This is a genomic window from Pseudomonas sp. MF08875, assembly GCF_059862525.1.
In genome coordinates, this window is the sequence record NZ_JCBCUW010000028.1 from 50,308 (window position 1) to 76,666 (window position 26,359).

Consider the following 26,359-nt stretch of genomic DNA (forward strand, 5'->3'; position numbering starts at 1 on the left):
CGGCCATGAAGCGTCCTACGCCAGCACCGGCCGGGCAGCAGGGCATGGCCATCATCAGCGCCTTGCTGATCGCCGCCGTGGTTGCGGTGATCGCCGGCGGTATGCTCAACCGCCAGACCCTGTTCACCCGCAGCCTTGAGGCCGAACAACAACGGGTCCAGGGCACCTGGCGCCTGCTCGGCGCGGTGGAGCTGAGCCGCCAGGTGCTGCGCGATGCCCGCCTCCAGGAAGCGGCGACCCGCCTCGACCAGCCCTGGGCCAGGCCCATCGTGTTGCAACAGGGCGCTGGCCCTTTCGCCGGGCAATTGCAGGACGAGCAGGGCAAGTTCAACCTGCGCAACTTGATGGCCAACCAGCGCCCGGACCCGCAAGAGTTGCAGAACTTCGAGCGCCTGTGCCAATTGCTCGGCGTCAGCCCGGCGGTGGGCCAGCGCATCAGCCAGCGGATCATTAATGCCTATCCCCGTGTTGCCAAGCGTGAGCCGGTGCCCGCAGCCCCCGTCAGTCCAGGTGCTCGCGCCACTTCACCCAACGCGCCGGCCAAACCCGAGCGGGCGCAATACAGCATGCTGCGCAGCCTCGATGACCTGCGTGGTGTCGAAGGGGTGGACGACGCCTTGCTGGCGCGCTTGGCGCCATACCTGACGATTCTGCCGGCCAACACCTGGGTCAATGGCAACACCGCCAGCGCCACGGTGCTGGCGGCGGTGGTGCCGGGGCTGTCGCTGGCCCGGGCCCAAGGTTTGATCGCAGAGCGCGACAGCGGCCAGTGGTTTATCAACCGGGGTGAGTTCGTCAACCGCTTGCGCATGCCGCACCTGGTGGTCGACGACGTGCGGGTCGGCATTACCAGCGAGTGGTTCCGCCTGCGCGGCCAGGCCCGCAGCGACCGGCGCCGGGTCAGCCTCGACGTGTTGTTGTACCGCAGCGAAGAGGCCATGCCCCGGGTGATCTGGTCGCGGGTGGGGGTATGAGCCTGTTGCGCATGGCCTTGCCGCCCCTGGCTGATTTGCAGGCCAACAGCGAAGTGACCTTCGCCTGGCTGGAGCGTAACGGCCAGGTGCGTGAGGAGGGCCGTTGCACCCTGGCCCAACTCGGCCAGCGCGCCAAGTTGCCCGCGCTGGAGGCCTACTTGCACCCGCAGGACAGCGTGCTCGCCAGCCTCGAACTGCCGCCGTTGCCAGCGGTCAAGGTCACGGCGGCGGTGCAGTGCGCGGTGGCGGGGCTGATCCTCGGCGCGCCGGCGCAGATGTTCATTGCCCATGGCCGCCGCGACGATCACGGCCGGGTGGCCCTGGCCTGGCTGCCCCGTGATGCGTTGGCGCGGCTCGGCGCCCTTTTGCGCCAGTGTGGGCTGACGTTGCGCGGCCTTTTCCCGGCGGCCTACGCCTTGCCGACAGTGGCCAGCGGCGCCCCGGTGGCGTGCCGCTGGGACGGCTACCTGCTGCTGCGCCACAGCCTGCTGCACGCCGAGGTGTACCCCGAGGCGGCTGACGCCGACCTGCTGACCCTTGCCGGCCCCGACGTGCAATGGTTGGGGGACGGTGCCCCGCAGGGCCTGCCCGCAGGCTTGCCCAGCCAGCAGCGCTGGGCTGGGCCGGCGCCGGGCTGGGGCTTGCACGCCGGGGTGCTGGGCCGTGGGCACGCGGCCCAAGGGTGGGGCAAGGCGTTGGCCTGTTGCGCCCTGGCGGTGGTGGTGTGGGCGCTGGGCTTGAACCTCTACGCCGCCCGCGAAGCCGCCCGGGGCCAACAGCTCAAGGCGCAGATCCACCAGCGGGTCAAGCAGGCCTTTCCCGAATTACCGGTGATCCTCAACCCCTTGCAGCAGGCCCGCCAGCAACTCGCCGCGCGGCAGAGCGGCGTAGCGGGCGAGGCCGGTTTCACCCCGTTGATCCAACACGCCGCCACGGCCATGCCGTTTATCGCCGCCAGCGTGCAAGAGCTGGTGTTCGAGAATGGCGAGTTGCAACTGACCCTGCTGGCTGACAGCCGTAAACCCGCCGACCACGCCTGGCAGGCCACCCTGGCCGAGGCGGGCATTCAGGCCAGTGCCAGCGACGCCGGCTGGACCCTGCGCCCCATGGCCGCCGCCCCAACCCCCGACGCCCCCAAGGAAGTGGACGATGAGTAAGGTTTCCTTCGCTGCACCCCAGGCGCGCCTGCGCCACCTCACGGCCCGCGCCGAGGCGTTCTGGCAGGCCCTGGCGCTGCGCGAAAAGCGCCTGCTGGCCGGTGCTGCCCTGGCCCTCGCGGCGCTGCTGGTTTGGAGCGTGCTGATCGGGCCGGCCCTGGCAAAACTCGCCTACTGGCAGGCCGAAACCCCCAAGGTGCGCGCCCAGGCCCAAGCCCTGGACGCCTTGCTCGGCGACCTGGGGCAGGGCGCCGGCCCGGGCCTGGAACAACAACTGCGCCAGTCCCTGCACGCCAGCGGCCTGGGCGAGCACTACCAACTCCAGCCGCCCGACTCTGGGAACCCGGCCTGGCAACTGACGTTCGACAAAGCCCCCGCCGATGCGGTGGTCGGCTGGCTGCTGGGCAACCCTCGGCAACTGTCCCTGAACGTCATCGAGGCCCGCTTGCAGCGCGGCGCGGCGCTCGATGACACGCGCAGCACATTGTCCGGAACCGTACGCATGGATCAGGCGCCTGGCGCTAAGGAAGCTTCATGAAGCAGTCAGTTTTGCGCCGTCAGTACCGCAAGGTCGCGCCCGTGTTCCTCTTGGCGCTGGCCGCATGCAGCAGCAACCCGCCCACGCCGCAACCGCCCTTGCTGGTGGACAGCGAACTGGGCCGGCCCCTGGCCAATACCCAGCGCAGCGGCGACGCCCTGGCCGACCGTTTGCGCAACCAGTCGGACCTGGCGCCCAAGCCCCGGGTGCAGCACCCCATCAGCCAACCCGGGCGCAGCCGCGCGGCCAGCAACGCCCCGGCTCCGGCGCGCAACCCGTTGGGCGAGCAACCGGTGCAGCTCAATTTCGTCGAGGCCGATATCCAAGCCGTGGTGCGCGCCTTGTCCCGTTCCACCGGCCAGCAGTTTCTGGTGGACCCACGGGTCAAGGGCAACCTGACCCTGGTGTCCGAGGGCCAGGTGCCGGCGCGCCAGGCCTACGACATGCTGCTGGCGGCGCTGCGCATGCAGGGCTTTAGCGTGGTGGACGTCGGCGGCGTCGCCCAAGTGGTGCCCGAGGCCGACGCCAAATTGCTGGGCGGGCCGCTCTACAGCGCCGACCAACCGGCCGGTAACGGCATGCTGACCCGCACCTTCCGCCTGCAATACGAAAACGCGGTGAACCTGATCCCGGTGCTGCGCCCCATCGTCTCGCCCAACAACCCGATCAACGCCTACCCGGGCAATAACACGGTGGTCATCACCGATTACGCAGAAAACCTCGAGCGGGTGGCGCGCATCATCGACGGCATCGACACTCCCAGCGCCATCGATACCGATGTGGTGGCGGTGCAGAACGGCATCGCAGTCGATATCGCCGCCATGGTCTCCGAGTTGCTCGAAGGCCAGGGCAACGACCCGACCCAAAAAATCACCGTGCTCGGCGACCCGCGTTCCAACGCCATCATCATTCGCGCCGGCAGCCCGGAGCGCACCGAGCTGGCGCGCAACCTGGTGTACAAACTGGACAACGCCCAGAGCAACCCCAGCAACCTGCACGTGGTGTACCTGCGCAACGCCCAGGCCGGCAAACTGGCCCAGGCCCTGCGCGGCTTGCTCACCGGCGAAAGCGACAGCGGCCTGAGCGACGATGCCCGGGCCAAGCTCGGCGCCATGGGCGCCACCACCGGCGCCAGCCAGAGTGGCGGCCAGAACGGCAGCAGCCCACCGCCCGCGGGCACCCCGGCCAGCAGCGGCTATGCCCAGGGCGCCAGCGCACCGGGCAGCAGTGGCGGGGCGACGGCCAATGAGCAGAGCGTGGCGTTCACCGCCGGCGGCGTGACCATCCAGGCCGACGCCACCACCAACACCTTGCTGATCTCCGCCCCCGACCCGCTGTACCGCAACCTGCGCGAAGTCATCGACCTGCTCGACCAGCGCCGCGCCCAAGTGGTGATCGAAAGCCTGATCGTGGAAGTCAACGAAGACGACGCCAGCGAATTCGGCGTGCAATGGCAAACCGGCAACCTGGGCGGCAAAGGCGTGATCGGCGGTGCCAACCTGGGCGGCAGCGGCATCAATACCGGCGGCAAGACCAGCCTCGACGTGCTACCCGGCGGCCTGAGCCTGGGGTTGGTCAACGGCACTGTGGACATCCCCGGCGTGGGCAAGGTATTGGACCTCAAGGTGCTGGCCCACGCCCTCAAGGCCAAGGGCGGCAGCAACGTGCTGTCTACGCCTAACCTGCTGACCCTGGACAACGAAGCGGCGAGCATCTTCGTCGGCCAGACCATCCCCTTCGTCACCGGCAGCTACGTGACCGGGGGTGGCGGCACCAGCAACAACCCGTTCCAAACCGTGCAGCGCGAAGAAGTGGGGCTCAAGCTCAACGTGCGCCCGCAGATTTCCGAGGGCGGTACGGTCAAGCTCGACATTTACCAGGAAGTCAGCAGCGTCGATGAACGGGCCACCGCCGCCTCCAGCGGCACGGTCACCAACAAACGGGCGATCGACACCAGCATCCTGTTGGACGACGGCCAGATCATGGTCCTCGGCGGCCTGCTCCAGGACGGCTACAGCCAGAGCAACGACGCCGTGCCATGGCTGGGCACTCTACCGGGCATCGGCGCACTGTTTCGCAACGAAAAACGCGCCATCAACAAAACCAACCTGATGGTCTTCCTGCGGCCCTACATCATCCGCGACAGCGCGGCGGGGCGCGGTATCACCCTCAACCGCTACGACTTCATGCGCCGCGCCCAGGGCGGCCTGCAACCGGAACGCAGCTGGGCCATGCCCGACATGCAAGCCCCGCAACTGCCCAACGCCGCCCAAGGCGTACCGCCCGCCACCCCGGTGCGGGCAACCCTGCGCGCGGTGCCTGCCCCATGACCGCCCCGCTTGCTACGCCAACCCTGACGAGGGCCGCGAGATGAGCGCCTTACCCTACGCCTGGGCCAAGGCCCAACGCATCCTGCTGGGGGCAGACGAGCAGGGCGCGGTGTTGACCATTTGCCCGTCCACACCGGGCTGGAGCATCGGCGAAGCGCGGCGCCAGTTCGGCCCGGCGCGGCTGGTGCGGGTGCGCGACGACGAACTCGACGGCCTGCTCGCCAGCGCCTATGCCGACACTGGCAGCGCCGCGGCAGTGGTAGGCGCGGCCGAGAACGAGGTGGACCTCGACCGCCTGATGCAGGACATCCCGGAAATCACCGACCTGCTCGACACCCAGGACGGTGCCCCGGTGATCCGTATGATTAACGCCTTGCTCAGCCAAGCCGCGCGGGACGAGGCCAGCGACATCCATATCGAGCCCTACGAAACCCACTCGGTGGTGCGCTACCGCGTCGACGGCACCCTGCGCGACGTGGTTTCGCCGCGCAAGGCATTGCACGGCGCGCTGGTGTCGCGGATCAAGATCATGGCGCAACTGGACATCGCCGAAAAACGCTTGCCCCAGGATGGCCGCATCGCCCTGCGCGTGGCCGGGCGGCCCATCGACATTCGTGTGTCCACCGTGCCCACCGGCCATGGCGAGCGGGTGGTGATGCGCCTGCTGGACAAACAGGCCGGGCGCCTGCAACTGGAAACCCTGGGCATGGACGCCCAGGTACTGGGCAAACTCGATGGCCTGATCCGCCAGCCCCACGGCATTGTGCTCGTCACCGGCCCCACCGGCAGCGGCAAGACCACCAGCCTCTACGCCGCCCTGGCGCGCCTGGACGCCAGCACCAGCAACATCCTCACCGTCGAAGACCCGGTGGAATACGACCTGCCGGGCATCAGCCAGATCCAGGTCAACGCCAAGATCGACATGACCTTCGCCCTGGCCCTGCGCGCCATCCTGCGCCAGGACCCGGACATCATCATGATCGGCGAAATTCGCGACCTGGAGACGGCGCAAATCGCCGTGCAGGCCTCCCTTACGGGGCACCTGGTGCTGGCGACGCTGCACACCAACGATGCGGTATCGGCGGTCAATCGCCTGATCGACATGGGGGTGGAGCCGTTCCTGTTGGCCTCGTCCATGCTCGGCGTGCTCGCCCAGCGCCTGGTGCGGCGCCTGTGCAACCAATGCAAGCAAGAGGACCCCAGCGCACCCGGCACCTGGCGCCCGGTGGGCTGCGCGGCGTGCAACCACACGGGCTACAGCGGGCGCACGGGCATCCACGAGTTGTTCTGCATCGACGACGACATCCGCACCCTGATCCACCAAGGCGCCGGCGAACAGGCCCTGCGCGCCGCCGCGCGGGTGGCGGGAATGTTCAGCCTGCGCGAGGACGGTGAACGCTGGGTGCGCAGTGGCGCCACCGCCCCTGAAGAAATCCTGCGCGTGACACGGGACACCTGATGAATCGCTACCGTTTTGAAGCCGCCGACGCCCAGGGCAACCTTGAGACCGGGCACCTGGAAGCCGACAGCCAGGGCGCGGCCCTGGCCGCCTTGCGCAGCCGTGGCCTGATTGCCCTGCAGGTGCAACTGGACAGCCAGCCCAGCAGCGGCGCCGGGTTGTTTGGCGCCAAGCTCTCGGACAACGACCTGGCCTGGGCCACCCGGCAACTGGCGAGCCTGCTGGGCGCCAGCCTACCCCTGGAAGCGGCGTTGAGCGCCACCGTGGAGCAGGCCGAGCGCAAACACATCGCCCAGACCCTCAGCGCCGTGCGCGCCGATGTGCGCAGCGGCATGCGCCTGGCCGAAGCCCTGGCAGCACGACCGCGGGACTTCCCCGACATCTACCGGGCGCTGATCGCGGCGGGGGAGGAGTCGGGCGACCTGGCCCAGGTCATGGAACGCCTGGCCGACTACATCGAGGAGCGTAACAACCTGCGCGGCAAAATCCTCACCGCGTTCATCTACCCCGGTGTGGTGGGGTTGGTGTCGGTGGCCATCGTGATTTTTTTGCTCAGCTACGTGGTGCCGCAGGTGGTCAGCGCCTTCTCCCAGGCCCGCCAGGACCTGCCGGGGCTGACCCTGGTGATGCTCAACGCCAGCGACTTTATCCGCGCCTGGGGCTGGTTGTGTTTTGGCGTGTTGGCGGCGGCGGTGTGGAGCTGGCGCCTGTACCTGCGCAACCCCCACGCCCGCCTGGCCTGGCACCGCCGCGTGCTGGGCCTGCCGCTGGTCGGGCGCTTCGTGCTGGGCCTGAACACTGCGCGCTTCGCGTCCACCCTGGCGATCCTCGGCGGCGCCGGGGTGCCGCTGTTACGGGCCCTGGAAGCGGCGCGCCAGACGTTGTCCAACGACTGCCTGAGCCAGAGTGTCAGCGACGCCACCGCCAAAGTGCGCGAAGGGGTCAACCTGGCCTCGGCCCTGCGGGTGGAAAAAGTCTTCCCGCCGGTACTGATTCACCTGATCGCCAGCGGCGAAAAAACCGGCTGCCTGCCGCCCATGCTCGAACGCGCCGCACAAACCCTGTCCCGCGACATCGAACGCCGCGCCATGGGCATGACCGCACTGCTCGAACCGCTGATGATCGTCATCATGGGCGCGGTGGTGCTGGTGATTGTCATGGCGGTGCTGTTGCCGATCATCGAGATCAATCAGTTGGTGCAGTGAATGCACCCTCCCACCCACCCGCTCTGTAGCAAGCGGGCTCGCCCGCGCTCGGGCACGCAGTGGCCGTTGGCGCTACGCACCCCAGCGCAGGCAAGCCTGCTTGCTACATGCCGATTGCCGATGCCTTGCGCGCCCGCACTCCCGAGCATTAGCCCGTTCAACCTCGGGTTCATCATTACTTCATGTCGCGCCAAGCCCTCACCAGCGGCCCAGGCCTGTAGCCCGGCACGTCGCACAAACACCCTCACACCCCGCGCCAGAGCCTCGCAAACCACCCTGCACACCCGTGAAAAAAACCTCGAAAACAGCGCCTTCCTCCCGTGGTTTTTTCCTTTATCTGTCACCGCGAGCTGCGAACTTCTAACCCATGGCCTCGACCGGAACACCTGCACCACAGCCCCGGAGCCCGAGCGCCATATGGCGTCATGCAAGAACAACTCACTCAACGTATGAACACGACGAAAGGAGAATCTTCATGTTTAAGCGCACTATGATCGCGGCCTCCCTGGCTGTTGCTGCACTGGCCTCGGCCCAATCCATGGCCGCTGTTGTCGGTGGCGGTGCCACCCTGCCGGAAAAACTCTATGGCACCACCGCCGGCACCGGCATCCTGGCGTCCTCGATCCCTGGCTTTGAAGCGTACAAGGGTGTGGGCAGCGGCGACGGCAAAAAAGCCTTCTTCGGTAACGACTCCGCCAAAATCAAGTTGGCCCCTGGTATCACCGTCGATTACGCCGGTAGCGATTCGCTGGTCAGCGCCGCCGAACTGACTGCCTATGACGCTCACGCCACCCTGGGCAAAGCAAGCTTCGGCGCGCTGATCCAAGTGCCTACCGCTGCTACCTCGGTCACCGTGCCTTTTCACCTGGACGGCAAGACTTCGCTGAACCTGACCAGCACTCAACTGGCCGACATCTTCGCCGGTAAAACCACCAACTGGAACCAAGTGACCTTCAACGGCACCGCCGGTCCAAACCTGCCGATCAAAGTGATCTACCGCACCGAAAACAGCGGTACCACCGAGATCTTCACCACTCACCTCAAAGCGGTAAAACCGGTTTCGGTGCCTGGCGCCAGCAACAACTTCAGCACCGCCGTGGGCTTTAACCCAGCCACCGGCGCGCCAGTGGGCTCGACCTACATCGGCGTGACCGGCAGTGACGGCGTTGCCGCCGCGATCGTGGCCAACAACGGTTCCATCGGCTACGTCAGCCCGGACTACGCCGACTACGACAACGCCCAGGCTGTTGCCTCCATCAACGGCCTGCTGCCTAGCCAGGCCAACGTGCAGACCACCCTGGACACCGTTCTGCCGCCTACGCTGGACACCTCCAAAAACGTCGCCAACCCACTGGACTGGGTACCGACGTTTGCCAACCCATCTGCCGGTTATCCCATCGTCGGCACCACCAACCTGGTGTTCAGCCAGTGCTACAAAGACAGCGGCGATAACACCCGCATCCGCAACTTCCTCAACCGTCACTACACCGGTTTGAACAATGCCGCTGTGGTCGATCACTCCTTCATCCCGCTGTCCAGCACTTGGCAGCAAGCCGTCCACGACACGTTCTACAAGGCTGCCAGCCCGCTGCGCGTGGGCAACACCAGCCTGTGCGCCGGTTTGGGCCGTCCGTTGTAAAAACCTGCCGTTGGGCAGGTTGGGTTCCAGGGTCGGCAATGGCGCAAGCCATTGCCGGCTTTTTCGTTTCAGGCGCACGCCCGGCACATGAACATTGCATGACAAGAGTTCGGTCGCGCCGCTGCCCAACCGCCTAGGTAGTAACCCCAGCGCGTGCCCGCGGCCCCGCCGTGCGCCCGTCGTTCGCCAGACCCGTGAAAAGGACCTGTAAGTGATGCGTTCCCAGCCCAAACCGACTGCCTCTCCTGTTGCCCACCGCCGTGAAGCTGCCGCGCAGCCGGTGTTGCGGCTCAAGCCGCTGGCCCATGCCATTGCCTTGCTGATGCTCGCGGGCTCGGCCTATGGGGCGCAGCCCCAGGCGTTCAGTTCGGGTTGGTTCGCGGCCAAGGGCGCGGCCAAGGCGGCCGGTGTGGCGCGCCCGGGGGCCGGCTTGCCGGGCACGCCGCCACCGCTGTCCCAGCAGCAACGGGCCAACACCCAGTTGCAGCGTTCCTTGAGCACGCTGAACAACACGGTGGCAGCGATTGCCGCGCAACAGGCGGCGCAAGCGGCCGGGCGGGCGGGGGCCAAAGCGGGGCTGGAGACCATTCACAACGGCTTGGGTGGCAATGGCCTGAATGTGGTCATCGGCGCCGACGGCAAGCCGCTGTTCGTCAATGCCGAGGGGCCGGTGCAGACCGATGCCAATGGCAAGACCCTGGTGACCATCAAACAGACGGCAGACAAGGCCGTGCTCAACTGGGACACCTTCAACATTGGCCGCAACACCACCCTGGAACTGCAACAGCAGGCCGACTGGGCGGCGTTGAACCGGGTCAACAACAGCACCGCGCCCAGCCAGGTGCAGGGCGCGCTCAAGGCCAATGGCACGGTGTTGATCGTCAACAACAACGGCATCGTGTTCAGCGGCAGCAGCCAGGTCAACGTGCGCAACCTGGTGGCCGCCGCCACCGATTTCACTGCCGAGCAGTTCACCCAGCGTGGCCTGTACAGCACCAACACGACCAGCCCCAGTTTCACCCAGGCCGCTGGCAAGGTGTTGGTGGAGCAGGGCGCGCAGATCCAGACCCACGCGCCGGCCACCTCCACGGCCGGCGGTGGCTACGTGCTGTTGCTGGGCAAGGACGTGGAAAACGCCGGTGCCATCAACACGGCGCGGGGCCAGACCACCCTGGCGGCGGGCGACAGTTTCATTATCAAAAAGGGCTACGGCACGGACGGCAACGCCAGCTCCACCACCCGCGGCAATGAAGTCAGCGTCAGCGGCGCCGGCCAGGTGAGCAACAGCGGCAGCATCCAGGCGGCCACCGGCGATATCACCCTGGCCGGGCGCCAGGTGCGGCAAAACGGTGTACTGCTGTCCAGCTCCTCGGTGGACGCCCGTGGCACCCTGCACCTCAACGCCACAGGCAGCGACGCCAGTGTGAGCCTGGGGGAGGGCAGCACCAGCGCCATCCTGCTGGACAGCAGCAACGCCTTGGACAGCCAGCGCGCGGGGTTGATAACCCCGGTCTTGAACCAGGAAGGCAACGTGGTGTCGGCCGACACCTACCGTCGCGACCAGTCCCTCGTGGAGATCAACAGCGCCGGTACCGTGGACTTTCGTGCAGGTTCCGTGACCCTGGCCACCGGCGGGCAGGTGGCGGTCAAGGCCGGCCAGCGCGCGTTGCTGCGCGACGGCGCGGTGATCGACGTCTCCGGCGCCGTGGGCGTCAAAGTGGCGATGGAGGCCAACAGCGTCAAGGTCAATATCCAGGGCAACGAGCAGCGCGACGCTTCGGTCAACCGCGACAGCAAGCAGCTCAACAGCACCGATGTGTGGGTGGATGTGCGTGAGCTGGTGCGCGTGCCCGCAGGTACTAACGGCTACGCCACCGACCGCTGGTACACCGCCGGTGGCCTGCTGGAAGTGGGCGGCTACCTGGGCACCCGCAACCACAGCGTGGGCGAGTGGATGGCCCAGGGCGGCAGCGTGAATTTCAGCGGCGCCGACGTGGTAACCCAGCAAGGCTCGCAGATCAACCTGTCTGGCGGCACCCTCGATGTGCAGAGCGGCAAACTTAAACAGAGCTGGCTGCGGGCGGCGAACGGGCGCCTGTTCGAGGTGTCCCGCGCCCCTGGCGACATCCTCTACAGCGGCCTCTACAAAGGCTATGAAGACCACAGCCCGCGCTGGGGCGTGACCGATTACTACTACAACCCGCTGATTGCCCCGCGTGAGCGGGCAGAGGCCGGCTACACCGTCGGGCGCGATGCCGGGCGCCTGGTCATCGGCACCACCAACGCGGTGCTCGAAGGCCAGGTCATCGGCGACACCTTCCAGGGGGACCGCCAAGTGCAGGCCGCCCAGGCCGGGCTCGAAGGCTACCGGCAGACGCAGACCGCCGTGGCCCGCGGCGCCGAGTTGGTGGTGGGCAGCTATGTGCCCTGGTACATCAAGGACCGCGGCGCCTTGGAATATGTCCTCGGGGCCAACGCCGGCACGCTCAAGAACGTCGTCCTGGGCCACAGCCCCCAGGCCATCGCCGCCGGCCTCGACCTGGCCAGCGTATTGCCCGAAGAGCGCCGTGGCACCTTGCACCTGGACAGCGACCGGCTCAACGCCATAGGCCTGGGCACGCTCAAGGTCGCGGCCACGGGCGCGATCCAGGTAGACGCTGCCCTGCAGGTGGCGAGCGGCGGGGAAATCACCCTGTATGGCCCGGATATCGAGGTCAACGCCAACCTGACCGCCCATGGCGGGCGCCTGCAACTGGGCAACGTACAGCCCCAGGTCACCACCCTCGGTGACCAAGGCAAGCAGGACTTTACCCTCGGCGGGCGCGGCACCCTGCTGGTGCAGAACGCGGCGCGGCTGGATGCCAGCGGGCTGTGGAGCAACCAAGTGCTCGCCCCGGGCGACATCAGCCGCTTGCCCTACCTCAACGGTGGCAGCGTGGCGCTGCGCAGCAGTGGCGATGTCACGCTGGCGGCGGGCACCTCGGTGGATGTGTCCTCGGGCGCGGGCCTGGGGGTCAAGGGCCAGTTGCTCGGTGGCAAGGGCGGCGACCTGAGCCTGGCCGCCAACGCCAACACCGCAGGCGCCAGCGGCGTCCTGACCCTCGATGGCCAGTTGCAGGGCTACGGCGTGAAGGGGGGCGGGCGCATGAGTGTGCAGGCCGGCGAAGTGCTTATCAGCGACCAGGCCCGCGACCCGGCGTCTACCGCCCTGCACCTGGGCGGTGGCTTTTTCAACAAGGGTTTCTCCGCCTACGACATCACCGGCAACGAGGGCCTGCGGGTGGCCGACGGCACCCAGGTCGAGGTGACGACGCCGGTGTATCGCTTCAAGGAATCGGCCCAGGGCCTGGCCGTAGGTTCGGCGCCAGGGGCGGCGCTGGAGCTGTGGACCCCGCCCCTGGCCCTGGCGGACCCGATCAAGGGCCGGCTCACCCAGCGCCAGGGCGCCAGCCTGAGCTTGCAGGCGGGCACTCTGATCTCCAATGCGGCGCAGATGGCCAGGGTGCAGGCCGAGATCGGCCAGGGTGCGCTGATCCGTGTCGACCCAGGACAGGCCATCAAGGTGCGCAGCATTGGCCAGTTGACGGTGGACGGCACCCTCAGCGCCTGGGGCGGGCAGATCACCCTGGGCGCTATTGCACCGAGTGCCTCGGTGACCGAACCGGTAGAAGCGGTGGGGCATGGCCGCTCCATCTGGATTGGCGAGCATGCGTTGCTGGATGTGGCCGCACGCGCCAGCACGGCGGTGGATGTCCGGGGCCGGCACTATGGCACGGTGGCCAAGGGCGGCAGCATAGTGGTGGGCGGTACCATCGACCCGGCCACCGGCAAGGCCGATGCGGCCAAGCTGTTTGTGGTGGTGCGCGAAGGCGCCCGGCTGGATGCGTCCGGCACCCAGGCGCGGGTGGACCTGGCGGGCGGCGGGCCAACCCTGATGGCCAGCGACGGCGGTAGCATCTCCCTGGCCTCCAGCAATGGCCTGTACCTGGCGGGGGATTTGAAGGCCAGTGCCGGTGGCAGTGGTGCGGCGGGCGGCACCTTGAGCATGGCCCTGGAAACGCCCCTCTATCTGCCCGATGCCGCGCAACGGGTGCGCCAGGCCCGGGAACTGCTGCTGAGCACGACCCAGGCCCCGGCCTTGGCCGGCGCGACGGCGGCGCAGGTGGCCGATACCCTGGTGTACGGCCAAGGGCGGTTGACGGTGGCCCAGGTCGAGCAGGGTGGTTTCGATAACCTCAACCTGCTGAGCAATGGCGCTATCAGCTTCGACGGCGATATGTCCCTGCGCCTGGGCCAGAGCCTGAGCCTGTATGCCAACGTGCTGGCCCTGGGTGAGAACGCGGCGGGCCAGGCCCGTGTCAGCCTAGCGGCGCCACACGTGCGTCTGGCGGGTGTCGGTAATGTTGGAGGGGGGCCGGCGAACGAGATTCGCCCCACGGTCCAGGACACGGTTTCCCAGCAGGCCGCGGCGGGCAACCTGTCGGTGGCGGCTGCTACGCTGCTGGAGGTGCGCGATAGAGTCACCCTCGGTGGCCACGCCGGCCAGCATGAGCACGTGGCGGGTGTGTTCGACCGCCGTGGCTTCGCTCAGACGCAGTGGGTCAGCCAGGGCGATTTGCGCTTTTTGGCCGGCACCAGCAAAACGGCCCTCACTGAACTGACCACCCCGGGCGACCTGCACCTGGCCGCCGCGCAAATCTATCCGGCCACCGGTGCATCTGCGCGGGTGCGGGCAGGCTATCTGGGGCCCAACGTCGATTTCGATGTGCAGCGCACCCTGAGCATTGGCCGTGTCAGCCCCCTTGACCCGGCGCAACCCTATTCGGTGTTCGGCAGCCTGTCGCTGGCGGCGGCCCATATCGAGCAGGGAGGGGTGCTGCGCGCGCCCATGGGCAACCTGACCCTGGGCTTTGATTCAGGCGTGCAGCGGGCGACGCGTTCGGTCAACTTACTGCCCGGCAGCCTGACCTCGGTCAGCGCCGGCGGCCTGACCCTGCCCTATGGCGGCACGCTGGACGGCGTGACCTGGCGCTACAACGGCGAGCAGGTGCAATTGCTCGGCGTGGGCGGCACCGACATCGCCGGCAACCTGAAGGTAGGGACCCGGTTGCTGGGGCAAACCCTGGACGTGCAGCAGGGGGCGGTGCTGGACCTGTCCGGCGGCGGCGCTTTGCTCGGTGCGGCTTTTGTTTCCGGGCGGGGTGGCTCTACCGATGCGCGCTACAACCCCCTGGTGCAGATCAGCGCCGACGGCCATTTCACCCTGCCGGGGCTGGCCACCAACCCGGTGTACGCTATCGTCCCCGGGGTGCAGGCCAACGTGGCGCCCAGCGATGGCGAGCGTGGCGCGAGCCAGCCGCTGGCGGGCCAGCAGATCAGCATCGGCAGCGGCGTGCCGGGCCTGCCGGCGGGCACCTACACCCTGTTGCCGTCCACCTATGCCTTGCTGCCGGGGGCCTTCCGGGTGGAGGTCAATGGCTTGGCCCAGGCCTTGAGCGCCGGCGCGGTACCGGGTGCGGTGGCCCTGCGCAATGGTTCCTGGGCCACGGCTGGGCAACTGTCGATTGCCCATACCGGCATCCGCGACAGCCAGGCCAGCCAGGTGATCGTCACCCCGGCGGCTGTGTTGCGCCGCTATTCCCAGTACAACGAAACCTCCTATGCCGACTTCGTGCGCGCCGACCAGGTGCGGGTCGGCGTGCCCCGTGCCGCGCTTGAGGCCGATGCCAAGAACCTGCGCCTGGAGCTGTCGCGGGGCGTGCAGGCGCAAAACGCCCTGAACTTCGCAGGCGAGGCGCGCTTCAAACCTGCCGAGGGCGGTTTTGGCGCCACCGTTGCCGTCACCGCCAGTCAGGGGTTAGAGATCCTCGCCAGCGGCGCGCCCGTCAGCAGCAACCCGCAAACGGTTTCGTTGTACGCCGACACCCTCAATGCCCTGGGCGCGGCCCGCCTGACTCTGGGCGGCGCGACCACGGTGACGTATGGCCAGGGCGGCAACTTCGTCGACTTTGACCGGGCGCAAAGAGCGTGGTCGGTGGCCCTGCGTGAAGGCGCGACCCTGGTGGCACCGGAGGTGTTCCTGATCGCCAACGCGCCGGTTGGGATGGAGAACGGCGGCATCCACATCGAGCAGGGTGCGTCGATCAATGCCCTGGGGCGTGGCAAGGCTGCCTACGACTCCGGCGACGGTTTCATCTACCAACCGGGCGTCAACACGGTGGTGGCTGTCTCCAATGGTCGCTTGCAGATGTTGGCCCCGCTGGCCACCAGCGACCGCGCGCCGGGCAGTATCCTCGTCGGCCAGTGTGCGCTGGCGGCCTGCGGCGGTGAAACGCGGCTGTACTCCGAAGGCACGATCGCCTTTGCCACCAACCACACCTTCACCCTCGACGATGCGGTGCGCTACGGCACCCGCCACTTGACGCTGGCGGTGGGCGCCATCAACGTCGGCACCCCGCAGGCCCTGGCCGCTGCGGCCGAGCGCAACACCTTGCCCCTGGGCCTGACCCTGGACCAGCAGGTGATGGAACGCCTGCTGCGCGGCGACACCTCACGCGGCGCGCCGGCTCTGGAAAGCCTGGGGCTGACCGCCGGGCAATCGCTGAACTTCTTTGGCAGCAGCACCCTGAGTACCCTGGACAGCAACGGCAAGTCGCTGCTGGACAAACTGGTCCTCAGCACCCCGGCGATCTACGGCGCGGGCAATGCTGACGACGTGGCGCTGATCCAGACCGGCAACCTGATCTGGAGCGGGGCACCGAACGCGGCTGCGCCGGTGATCGCCCAGGGGGCCGGAACCGGCAGCGGCACCCTGCAGGTCCAGGCGCGGCGCATCGAGTTCGGCCACGGCCCCGACACCCAGGCCGACAGCCTGGGGGATTACGGGCGCAGCACCCTGGGTTTTGCCAACGTCAACCTCACGGCCAGCGAGCGCATCACCGCCAACCACAAGGGCAGCCTGGCGGTGTACCAGGCCCGTGGCGCCTATGAAGCGGGCAAGGGCTACGCCCACAGCGGCGGCAACCTGACCATCAGCACACCGCTGTTGACCGGCGAAGCGGGTTCGGTGAACCGCATCACCGTGGGCGGCGACCTGCGCGTCAATGGCAACGGCGCGGCCAATGGCGTGGCGGTGCAGGCCTTGGGCGGCGAACTGCTGCTGGCGGCCCGCAGCATCGGGCTGGACACTGCCGTGGTTCTGCCCAGCGGCAAGTTGACCCTCAGCGCTGAACAGGACATCCACCTGGGCGACGCCGCACGGCTGGACCTGGCCGGGCGTACCGTGGGCCTGCTGGACGAGAAACAATATAGCTGGGGCGGCGACGTCACCCTGCAGAGCCGCCACGGCAATATCCGCCAGGGGGCGGGTGCGGTGATCGACCTGTCGGCGCACAACAACCAGGGTGGCCTGCTCAAGGCCGTGGCGGTCGAGGCGGGCGCCGGTGTGATCGATCTGCAGGGCCGCATTCTCGCGGGCAGCAGCGGCTATTACGACGCCGGTGGCACCCTGGTGCCGTACAAGGCCGGGGGGGTGGATATCCGCGGCCAATACCTGGGCGATTTTGTGGCCTTGAACCAGCGCCTGAACGACGGCCAGGTATTTGGTGCGCGCAGCTTTACCCTCAAACAGGGCAACCTGGTGATCGGCAACGAACTCAAGGCCAGCCAGATCAACGTCTCGGTGGACAACGGCAGCCTCACGGTGCTGGGCACCCTCGACGCCAGCGGCGAGCGGGTCGGCAGCATTCGCCTGGCCGGCCAGCATGGCCTGACCCTCGCCGGCAGTGCCTTGCTCGACGCCCATGGCACGCAGTTGCGGGTCGATAGCTACGGCAAGATCATCGACTCGCCGAACCGCGCCATCGTTGAACTCAACAGTGGCCTGGGCACCCTGACCCTGGCCGATGGCGCACGCATCGACCTGCGCCACGGCACTGCGGCGGCCGTGGGCAGCGGCCCCGGCCAACACGACGGCCAGGCCCGTGGCACCCTGGAACTCAACGCCCCGCGGCTGAATGCGGGCGACCCGACCCAGGGCGACATCGCCATCGACGCCAGCGGCCGCTTGGGCATTTTCGGTGCGCGTTCCATTGGCCTCAACGCCGTGGCGCGCTACACCGACGCCCCGGTCGGCCCGGTGCCGGCGGCCAGCGGGCGGCCGTATCAGATGATCGACCAGGCGTACCTCAATGCCAAGCACCTGAGCAGCCAACAGTTCATCGACCACGCACTGGCCAACAACGGGCTGATGCACGGCCAGCTCGCGGGCCTCAACAACGCGGCATACCGCGAGGCCTTCCACCTGCGCCCCGGAGTGCAGATCCTCACCGAAGGCGACCTGGTGGTCAGTGGCGACCTCGACCTCTCCGGCTACCGCTACGCCAGCGTCAACCCCCATACCCAACAGACCTCGGTTTACGGTTCAGGCGAACCGGGCAGCCTGGTGATCCGTGCTGGTGGCAACCTGGATATCTACGGCAGCATCAACGACGGCTTCGCGCCGCCGCCGGCCACCCCGGACGACAAGGGCTGGGTACTCACCCCGGGTATGCAGGGCTTCGGCGCCGACGTTATCGTGCCCGGCCCTGGGGTGGTGTTGGAGGACGGCAGCCTGTTCCCGGCCGGCAAGACCCTCAACTATGCGTTGCCCTTCAAGGCCACCACCCTGGCCTCCGGCACCGTGCTGGCGGTGCAGGGCAGCTTGCAAGCGCCGCTGACCCTGCCGGCCAACACCGTGCTCAGCGCCGCCGTGCGCGACAGCAACGGCCAGGTGCTGTACGCCGCCGGCACCCTGTTGCAGCAACCGCTGGTGCTGGCCACGGGCACCTTGCTCGATGCCGGCACCCTGTTGCCCGGCCCCGCCAGCCTGGGGCCGATGACCTGGCCGGCCGGTGTGCCACTGCCGGGCCGGGCCCAGTTCAGCAACGATGAGCCGGACGGCGTGCGGCTGGCCGGTAGCCTGGCGCTCAAGGTGGGCGCGTTGATCCCGTCCCTGACGGATATCAAACTGCCAGCCGGCGTGCTGTCGGTGCCGCTGCGCAGCGTCACCGGCGCCAGCACCCGCAGCAACTGGGCGGTGGCGACGATGCTGGCCGAAGGCTCGCAATCCTGGTCGCTGCGCCTGGTGTCGGGCGCCGACACCACGGCCGCCGATAGCCGGGCGATCAAACCCACCTATGCCGGCGACCTGACTCTGGCCGATACCCACTACGGCCTGTACGAGGTGTACGAGAAAACCATCATCCCGGGTAAACCGGCCAAGCCGGGCGGTGCCCTGTATTGGACGGACCTGGGGGCCGAGTTCGGTTATGTATCCGGCACCCCGGTGTCCGAGGACGACGAGGGCGTGTGCACGGACATGCCGGGCGCCTGCGTTACGACGACCTATGTGTGGGGCGATTCGGGAGCGCAGTTCGGCTACACGCCCGGCACCCCGGCGGTCTCCGGCCCAGACGAGGACATGTGCCTGGAGCAGGGCGACTGCGTGGTGGTCGGCCTGCCCACCCCTGAAGTGCCTGAGCAGGTGATTATCGGTGCGCTCAAACGGGTCAACCCGATTACCCAGCATTTCAGTGTGCTGCGCACCGGCACCGGCGACCTCGACCTGGTGGCGGCCGGCAACGTGGCGATGCAATCGCTGTACGGCATCTACACGGCCGGGGTGTCCAGTGCCTCGCGCGCCGGCAGCGCGGCGCCGGCCTTCGACCGCCCGCGCAGCAACGCCAGCGACGGCACCCTCCTGGGCAGTGCGGGCAAGGCCTATGAAGGCCTGGTCAATGAAAACCCCAACAGCCTGTATGCGGCCTGGTACCCCGACCAGGGCGGTAACGTGCTGCTGCGGGCCGGTGGCAGCCTCAGTGGCGACATCCTCAGCCCGAACACCGGCGTGGTGCCGTATATCGGCGATGGGCGCACCCAACTGGACAGTGCCAACCTGGGCAACTGGCTATGGCGCCAGGGCAGCGGGCACACCCAGGGCGTGGACGAAACCCCCACCAGTTGGTGGATCAACTTTGGCACCTATATCAAGGGATCCGGCGGCGGCAACACGGCCTACCCACTCCTTGAAAGAAGCGAGATCGAGGCAATGCCGCGGCTGGTGGGCTTCACTGGTGTCGGCACCCTGGGCGGCGGCAACCTGACCCTGGACCTGGGCAGCGATGCGGGCATGCTTGCTCGTCGCGGTGACAGCCGCGGCTTGAAAGCACCGCGCAGCGCCGGTTTGGCGCTGGCGGTGGGCAGCACCGGGCGCGTGACCCCGGGCGGCGAGCTGCTGCTCACCGGCGGCGGTGACCTGGACGTGCGCATGGGCGGCGACCTCAACCCGGACCTCAAGGCCCGTGCGGCCTTGCCAGGGACCGACGTGTCCGGCGCTCCTGGCGATTACACACAACAGCTCCTGAGCCTCAACGGTGTGCTGAGCAACCTGCGCGGCGCCCTCAACCTGCAAGCGGGCAGCCTGGGTGGTATCGCCCTCAGTTATGGCCGTTTTGAGGGGCAGCATGACGACAAAGAGAGCCGCGCCTATTCGCCGTACACCGCGACCCGGGGCGCCGCCACCGGCGGTGTGACCCTGATGCTGGGGGACGCCACGGCGAACCTCTCCACCCGTGGCGACCTGGTGCTGGCGGGGGCCGGCGATCCGGGGCGGATCAAGACCGAACATGCCTCGGCCTACCGCTACAACGGCCAGGCGTATGGCGAGGGGCAGAGCTGGTTCTCCCTGTGGACCGAACACACCGCCATCAACCTGTTCTCGGCCGGCGGCAGCATGACCCCCAGCGTGCAGAGCGGTGCCGTAGTACGTGGCTCTACGTTGACACCTGAGGGTAGCAAAAACCACTCCACCACGGACGGGCGCTTCCTGTTTCCCTCGAAATTGAGTGCGGTAGCCGCCAGTGGCAGCATCTTCCTTGGGACTTCGGCCCTGGGCGCCAACGGTGCCTTTAACAACTCTGCCTATTCCCTGTTGCTGGCCCCGTCCAACAGCGGGCGCCTGGCTTTGCTGGCGGGTAACTCGATCTATGCCGGCGGTTATGCCGTCAGCCAGTCGGGTGCCAGCCTGGATACCCTGCCAACGCCGTTTGCCCCGGCCTTTGTCGGCTGGAATGGCCTTGAGCAGGTGGTCAATAACCTGAGCCGCGAATCAGTACCCGCCAACAAGATCGAGTTCTCCCTGTTCGCCTTCGGTGCCAACACCGCCAGCGCGCGGGCCGCGTTCTCGGCTACACCGGCGCGGTTCTACGCCGCCACGGGTGACATCGTCGGCCTGCGCAGCGGTGAACTACTGAACTTCACCATCGGCGACCGCATTGGCCAGACCCGCTATGAGGGTGCCGGCCCGGTGTGGATGAAGGCCGGGCGCGACATCGTCGGCTCGGGTACGGCGCTTAATATGCCGACCCAGATGCCAACGAAAATCGCTGCTACCACGAGCAATATCTCGGGTTCGGGTACCAGCAGTGGCAACCTCTTCGTGCATGGCAACGCCAGCGATATCTCGGTGGTTGCGGCGGGGCGTGACATCCGCTACAGCAGCTTCAACATCGCCGGCCCTGGCACCCTGGAACTCCAGGCCGGACGCAATATCCTGATGGAAGACCGCGCCTCGGTGACCAGCCTGGGGGCGGTGGTGCCGGGGGATACGCGGCAGGGGGCGAGCATTGTGATGGAGGCCGGTGTTGGCGCCGGGGGGCTGGATTACCTCAAGTTCGTGCGGCCTTACCTGGACCCGGCCAGCCGCGCCCACAGCGACCAGGCCCTGGCCAGCCAACCGGGCAAAGTGGCCAAGACTTACGAGGCCGAACTGCTGGCCTGGCTGCAGGCGCGCTTTGCCTACGCCGGCACAGCGCAGGAGGCCCCGACCTACTTCGCCAGCCTGGCGCCGGAGCAGCAGCGGGTGTTTGCCCGCGATGTGTACTTCGCCGAACTGCGGGCCGGTGGGCGCGAGTACAACGACGTGGACGGGCCGCGTTTTGGCAGCTTCCTGCGCAGCCGCAACGCTATCGCCAGCCTGTTGCCCAAGACCGACGTGGCGGGCAACCCGATTGTCTACGACGGCGACATCACCCTGTATGGCGGCGCCGGGATCCACACCCTGTTCGGCGGCGACATCCACCTGCTCACCCCGGGCGGGCAGCAGGTGTTCGGTGTCGAAGGGGAGGCGCCACCGTCCACCTCGGGGGTCATCACCCAGGGCGCCGGCAATATCGGGCTGTATGCCCAGGGCAGCATCCTGCTGGGCCAGAGCCGCATCATGACCACCTTCGGCGGCGATATATTCGGCTGGTCGGACCAGGGCGACATCAACGCCGGGCGTGGCTCGAAAACCACGGTGGTCTACACGCCGCCCAAGCGGGTCTACGACCAATGGGGCAACGTCGCCCTGGCGCCGAGCGTGCCCAGTTCCGGCGCGGGCATCGCCACCCTGGCCCCGATTGCCGAAGTACCGGCGGGGGACATCGACCTGCTGGCACCCCTGGGCACCATCGATGCGGGCGAGGCGGGGATCCGGGTGTCGGGCAACATCAACCTCTATGCCCTGCAAGTGGTCAACGCGGCGAACATCCAGGTGCAGGGCAAGGCTTCCGGCATGCCGGTGGTGGCGGCCGTGAACACCGGGGCCATCACCTCGGCCAGTTCCGCCGCCACCTCGGCCACCCAGGCCGCCGAAGACGTGGCACGCCAGCAAAAGGCCGCGGCGCGGCAGAACCTGCCCTCGGTGGTGACCGTCAAGGTGCTGGGCTACGGCCAGGAACCCTTGGCCGCCCCCCGTGAAGGCGCCAGCCGTGCCCCGGCCTACAACCGGCAAAGCCCGGTGCAAGTGCTTGGCGCAGGCCCCTTGAGCGACCAGGCGCAGTTGCAATTGACTGAGGAGGAACGAGGCAATCTGACCCTGTAGAAGCGAGCTTTCCCGCCTCTACAGGTGGGGTTGCGGCGGATGCTGTAGCGCGAGCGGTGGCCGGAATGGATTTATGAAGGGCTAAATCCATTCCGGTGCTTTTACATGGCCTAGAACACCACTAGGCAAAGAAAGCTGGTGTTGTGTTCTGTGGTATATGCTTCGTTACCGTCACGAAAGTGTTTGCCCCAGTACTGCGGTAACAGGCCTCCGGCTTTGTCCGTTGACCAGAAGTAGCTGTGGGCTTGCCCTGGCCAATTACCTCTGTACGTATCGTAGATCGCCCTTAGTTCATTCATATTGGGCAGCCGGCCGCCCCGGTTACTTGCCATGCTTGCGCACGTTTTATAGCTGCCTCCGTAGAACGTATCTTGGAAGAACCTGACGTTGGAAACCGAGACGGAGTAGTACACTTGCTTGTGTTCCGAGTCCTGCACGGTAATGGTGGTTGAACCGTTGTTGCGTATGACCACGACGCCGTTGTTATCCACGACAGCGCAAGCCGTATTGCTCGAGGTATAGACGTAGGGTGGTAACCCTCCAGTGGCCTGGCGCTGGAATTGGTCGGCACCATTGCTGGGCCTTACTTCATGGGTTTTATCTTTCCACAGATACAAGGTCTGGTTGCGAATGACCGTCGAAGTATCAATGCTCAGCGCCGGTCTTGCCGTCAGTGTGTAGTTGGTCGATTGAAACAACACAGCCTGTGCTTCACTGGTACTGCCATCAAACGTCACCTTGCAACTTATGGTGACCTGGCTGTTATTGTTCAACCCCTGCAGCCAAGTGCGCAGCACATCTTTGTTTGCCACACCACTGTTCGCCTCGCTCGCACTGATGGAATAGGCGCTAAGTACCACCAAGTTAGACGCACCCGGGCTTGTACAGCTCATCCATACCCGTTGCCCGGTATTGCTCAATGACCAGTTGGCGACAGCCGCCTTGGCGTTGCCGGTGAAGGTGTTCAGGTCCAGATTTGCGTTGTGGGGAAGGTTATTGATGAGCGGCCTTGGCAGGCTGGTCTGGGGGATCGGTGTCACGGTCACGGTCACCATCCCAGAGGGTTTCATGCCCCCACTGCGGGTCACTTCGTACTTGAGGGTAAAGGTACGGTTGGCATTGCCGATGTTGGCGGCAATGGCGCTGGCGGGGATATCGAACTCGACGGTCTTGTCGGTTTCGCCCGGTTTAGGGGCGATGGTCGGGCTTCCTGCGCCGGATGTACCCACCATGATGAGGCGGATGCTGTCGCCGGTGTTCATGTCCGGGTAGGTCACCTGCACCTTGGCCCCGCTTACGCCTTGCAGCGGCGCATAGGTGACATTGGCGCCTGACCCCGTGGCGTTCAGCAATACCGGCAGCGGCAGGTCCAGGACCGCCTTTACGGTGTAGGTCTTGACTGGGAAGACAATCGCCCGGCCGACCGTGTTGTTGGTCGTCAAGGATGCTTTGAGGTGAATTTCCAGGGTGGAGTTGTCCCTCAGGCTGGCGAAGAACGGTGAGTACGCTGCTGGTTGATCGAAGTACCCGATGCTGATCCAACTGGGGTTGGTCTGCGCGCCCCCGCCATTCCATAGAGTCAGGCTGGCGGCCGTACCATCGGTCTTCGTGCCTTTGAGTTCCAGCCACACCGGGCAACCGGTGGTGATAAACGGCCACACGCCAATGCGCACGGTGGCCCCTCCTGTGATGGTCGAGAGATCGAGAATATTGCCGCTGGTGTTGTTGATTTGGATGAGAGTCTTGACCAGTTCGTCGGTGGGAATCGGTGTTACGGTCACGGTCACCATCTCAGAGGGTTTTATCTCCCCACTGCGGGTCACTTCGTACTTGAGGGTAAAGGTACGGTTGGCATTGCCGATGTTGGCGGCAATGGCTCTGGCGGGGATATTGAATTCGACGGTCTTGTCGGTTTCGCCTGGTTTAGGGGCGATGGTCGGGCTTCCCGCGCCGGATGTACCCACCATGATGAGGCGGATGCTGTCGCTGGTGTTCATGTCGGGGTAGGTGACACGCACCTTGGCGCCGTTGGTACCCAACAGCGCAGCGTAGGTGACATTGGCGCCTGACCCCGTGGCTTGCACCAGCACCGGCCGCGGTAAGCTCAGAGCCGCTTTTACGGTGTAGGTCTTGACCGGGAAGACAATCGCCTGTGTCACCGTGTTGTTTGTCGTCAAGGATGCCTTGAAGTGAATCTCCAAGGTGGAGCCATCCTTGAGGCTGGCGAAGAACGGGGAAGAATGTGTCTCCTCGTAATGGCCGGCGCTGATCCAAGTGGGGCTGGTCTGCGCGCTCCCGCCATTCCATAGAGTCAGGCTGGCGTCCGTACCATCGGTCTTCGTGCCTTTGAGTTCCAGCCACACCGGGCAAGCCGTGGTGATAAACGGCCACACACCAATGCGCACGGTGGCCCCTCCTGTGATGGTCGAGAGATCGAGAATATTGCCGCTGGCTTGGTTGATTTGGATGAGAGTTTTGACCAGTTCGTCGGTGGGAATCGGTGTTACGGTCACGGTCACCATCTCAGAGGGTTTTATCTCCCCACTGCGGGTCACTTCGTACTTGAGGGTAAAGGTACGGTTGGCATTGCCGATATTGGCGGCGATGGCGCTGGCGGGGATATCGAACTCGACGGTCTTGTCGGTTTCGCCTGGTTTAGGGGCGATGGTCGGGCTGCCCGCGCCGGGTGTGCCGGCCATGACGAGGCGGATGCTGTCGCTGGTGCTCATGTCCGGGTAGCTCACCCGCACCTTGGCCCCGTTTACGCCTTGCAGTGGCGCATAGGTGACGTTGGCGCCGGTGCCGGTGGCGTTGATGAGTACCGGCAGTGGCAAGTCCAGGGCCTGGGTGACCAGGGTGTAGGTGGTGGTGGGGAAGGCCTGGGCCTGAGCGTCATCTGCACTGCCATCGAAGGTCACCTTGGTGCCTATCGTGACCTGGCTGTTATTGCTCAAACCCTCCAACCAACTGCGCAACACGGCTTTATCCACCAGGCCATTGGCCGCTTCGGTCGAGTTGATTGCATAGCCACTTAATACGGGTAAGGGCAGGGCGCTGGAACTGCTGCAGGTCATCCACACCCGTTGCCCGGTTTTGCTCAGGGGCCATTTGGCCAGTGAAGCCTTGGCGTTGCCGAGGAAGGTGTTCAGGTTCAGCAGTTCGCCGTTGCCCAAGCCATTGATAAGCGGGCTCGGTAGGTCGCCGGGGGCGATGCTGGCCACGTTCAGGGTAAGGAAGTGTGAGGTGTGTTCCTGGCTACCCCGGGTGACGATGTATTGCACCTGGATGGTCTTGCCCACACTGGGCGGGACGATGCCGGAGTTGGCGCTGATGATAAATTCCACCCGTTTACCCGCCAGGCCGTTTTTATCGGCGATGTAGGGGGTGGTGCAGTCTGGGTAGTACCACTTGAGGCTGATCCTGTCGGTGGTCAGCATGTCGTCGTATTGCACGATCACCGCGGTTTCGTGCTGGATATCCAGGGGGTTGACGTTGACCAGTGAACCGTCGCCATGGTTGCGCAGGGTGGGGTGCGACAGGTCCATCAGGTCCTTGCCCACCCGCAGGTTCAGGGTGTGGGACACGCCCAGCAGTTCGGTACCGCGTCGGATGGTGTAGTGCACCATCACCACGCCATTACGGTTGTTTTCGACGTAGAGCTTGGGCACGGGGATGGGGATTTCCTGACCGGCGGTGGCGGCGGTGAGGGTGATGGTGTTGGAGATGTCGCCGGCACTTTCTGAGCCGTCCCAGATGTAGGTCACCTGGTCGCCGACCCAGGTTTGGGTGTAGGGGACGGTCAGGATGACACCGGCGGCGGGCACCTGGTCGGGGTCGAGCAGGTCGGTACCGGGGGTGACGTGGCTGACCCGCGGGGCGGGGAATTGCGGCATGACAACGCCCACTTGCATCCAGAAAATCTGCGAGGTGCGGATCAGGCGGATTTTACTGGCGCCGTCGTTGACGCGGTAGAACACCTTGACCCTCAAGCCGTCGAAACGACGGATGTCTACCTGGTCCACACTGCGGACGATAGGCTCGCCTTCGTCGAGGTCGCCGACGACCAGCGGCTGTTCGTAGCGCTCCAGCGAGCCGCCGTTCTGGGCTTCCCAGATCAGGGTCACCAGGTCGCTGCTGTTGCGGCCTGCGTAGTACG

General features: G+C 66.4%; 9 protein-coding genes. 8 read left to right on the forward strand and 1 reads right to left on the reverse strand.

Annotated features, from left to right (window positions below):
* Positions 1-5 precede the first annotated feature (5 nt).
* The 8 genes from gspK to AC19YT_RS17425 all read left to right on the forward strand — a co-directional run bounded on the left by gspK (position 6) and on the right by AC19YT_RS17425 (position 22,203).
* A complete protein-coding gene (gene gspK / locus AC19YT_RS17390) occupies positions 6-974 on the forward strand; it encodes a type II secretion system minor pseudopilin GspK (RefSeq protein ID WP_500610695.1) in 969 nt (322 codons plus the stop codon).
* Positions 971-2,131, forward strand: a complete 1,161-nt coding sequence (gspL, locus tag AC19YT_RS17395; protein ID WP_500610696.1) for a type II secretion system protein GspL — start codon at positions 971-973, stop codon at positions 2,129-2,131. Before gspK ends, gspL begins: the two co-directional genes overlap by 4 nt.
* On the forward strand, positions 2,124-2,669 hold the full coding sequence (locus AC19YT_RS17400; RefSeq protein WP_500610697.1) for a type II secretion system protein M: 546 nt from the start codon (positions 2,124-2,126) through the stop codon (positions 2,667-2,669). Before gspL ends, AC19YT_RS17400 begins: the two co-directional genes overlap by 8 nt.
* Positions 2,666-4,999 carry a type II secretion system secretin GspD gene (gene gspD / locus AC19YT_RS17405; RefSeq protein ID WP_500610698.1) on the forward strand — a complete coding sequence of 778 codons (2,334 nt, stop codon included), beginning with the start codon at positions 2,666-2,668 and terminating at the stop codon, positions 4,997-4,999. The genes AC19YT_RS17400 and gspD overlap by 4 nt, the downstream gene beginning before the upstream one ends.
* A gap of 40 nt (positions 5,000-5,039) precedes the next feature.
* A complete protein-coding gene (gene gspE / locus AC19YT_RS17410; protein ID WP_095109712.1) occupies positions 5,040-6,458 on the forward strand; it encodes a type II secretion system ATPase GspE in 1,419 nt (472 codons plus the stop codon).
* Positions 6,458-7,663, forward strand: coding sequence for a type II secretion system inner membrane protein GspF (gene gspF, locus AC19YT_RS17415; RefSeq protein ID WP_500610699.1), 1,206 nt, complete (start codon positions 6,458-6,460; stop codon positions 7,661-7,663). Before gspE ends, gspF begins: the two co-directional genes overlap by 1 nt.
* A gap of 475 nt (positions 7,664-8,138) precedes the next feature.
* Complete coding sequence (locus AC19YT_RS17420; RefSeq protein WP_500610700.1) at positions 8,139-9,302, forward strand: substrate-binding domain-containing protein; 1,164 nt, start codon at positions 8,139-8,141, stop codon at positions 9,300-9,302.
* Between the two features lie 214 nt (positions 9,303-9,516).
* Positions 9,517-22,203, forward strand: coding sequence for a putative filamentous hemagglutinin family protein (locus AC19YT_RS17425; protein ID WP_500610703.1), 12,687 nt, complete (start codon positions 9,517-9,519; stop codon positions 22,201-22,203).
* Positions 22,204-22,313: 110 nt separating this feature from the next.
* Here the strand turns inward: AC19YT_RS17425 and AC19YT_RS17430 are convergent.
* Positions 22,314-26,359: immunoglobulin-like domain-containing protein (locus tag AC19YT_RS17430; protein WP_500610701.1), on the reverse strand; the 4,046-nt coding region annotated here is incomplete at its 5' end.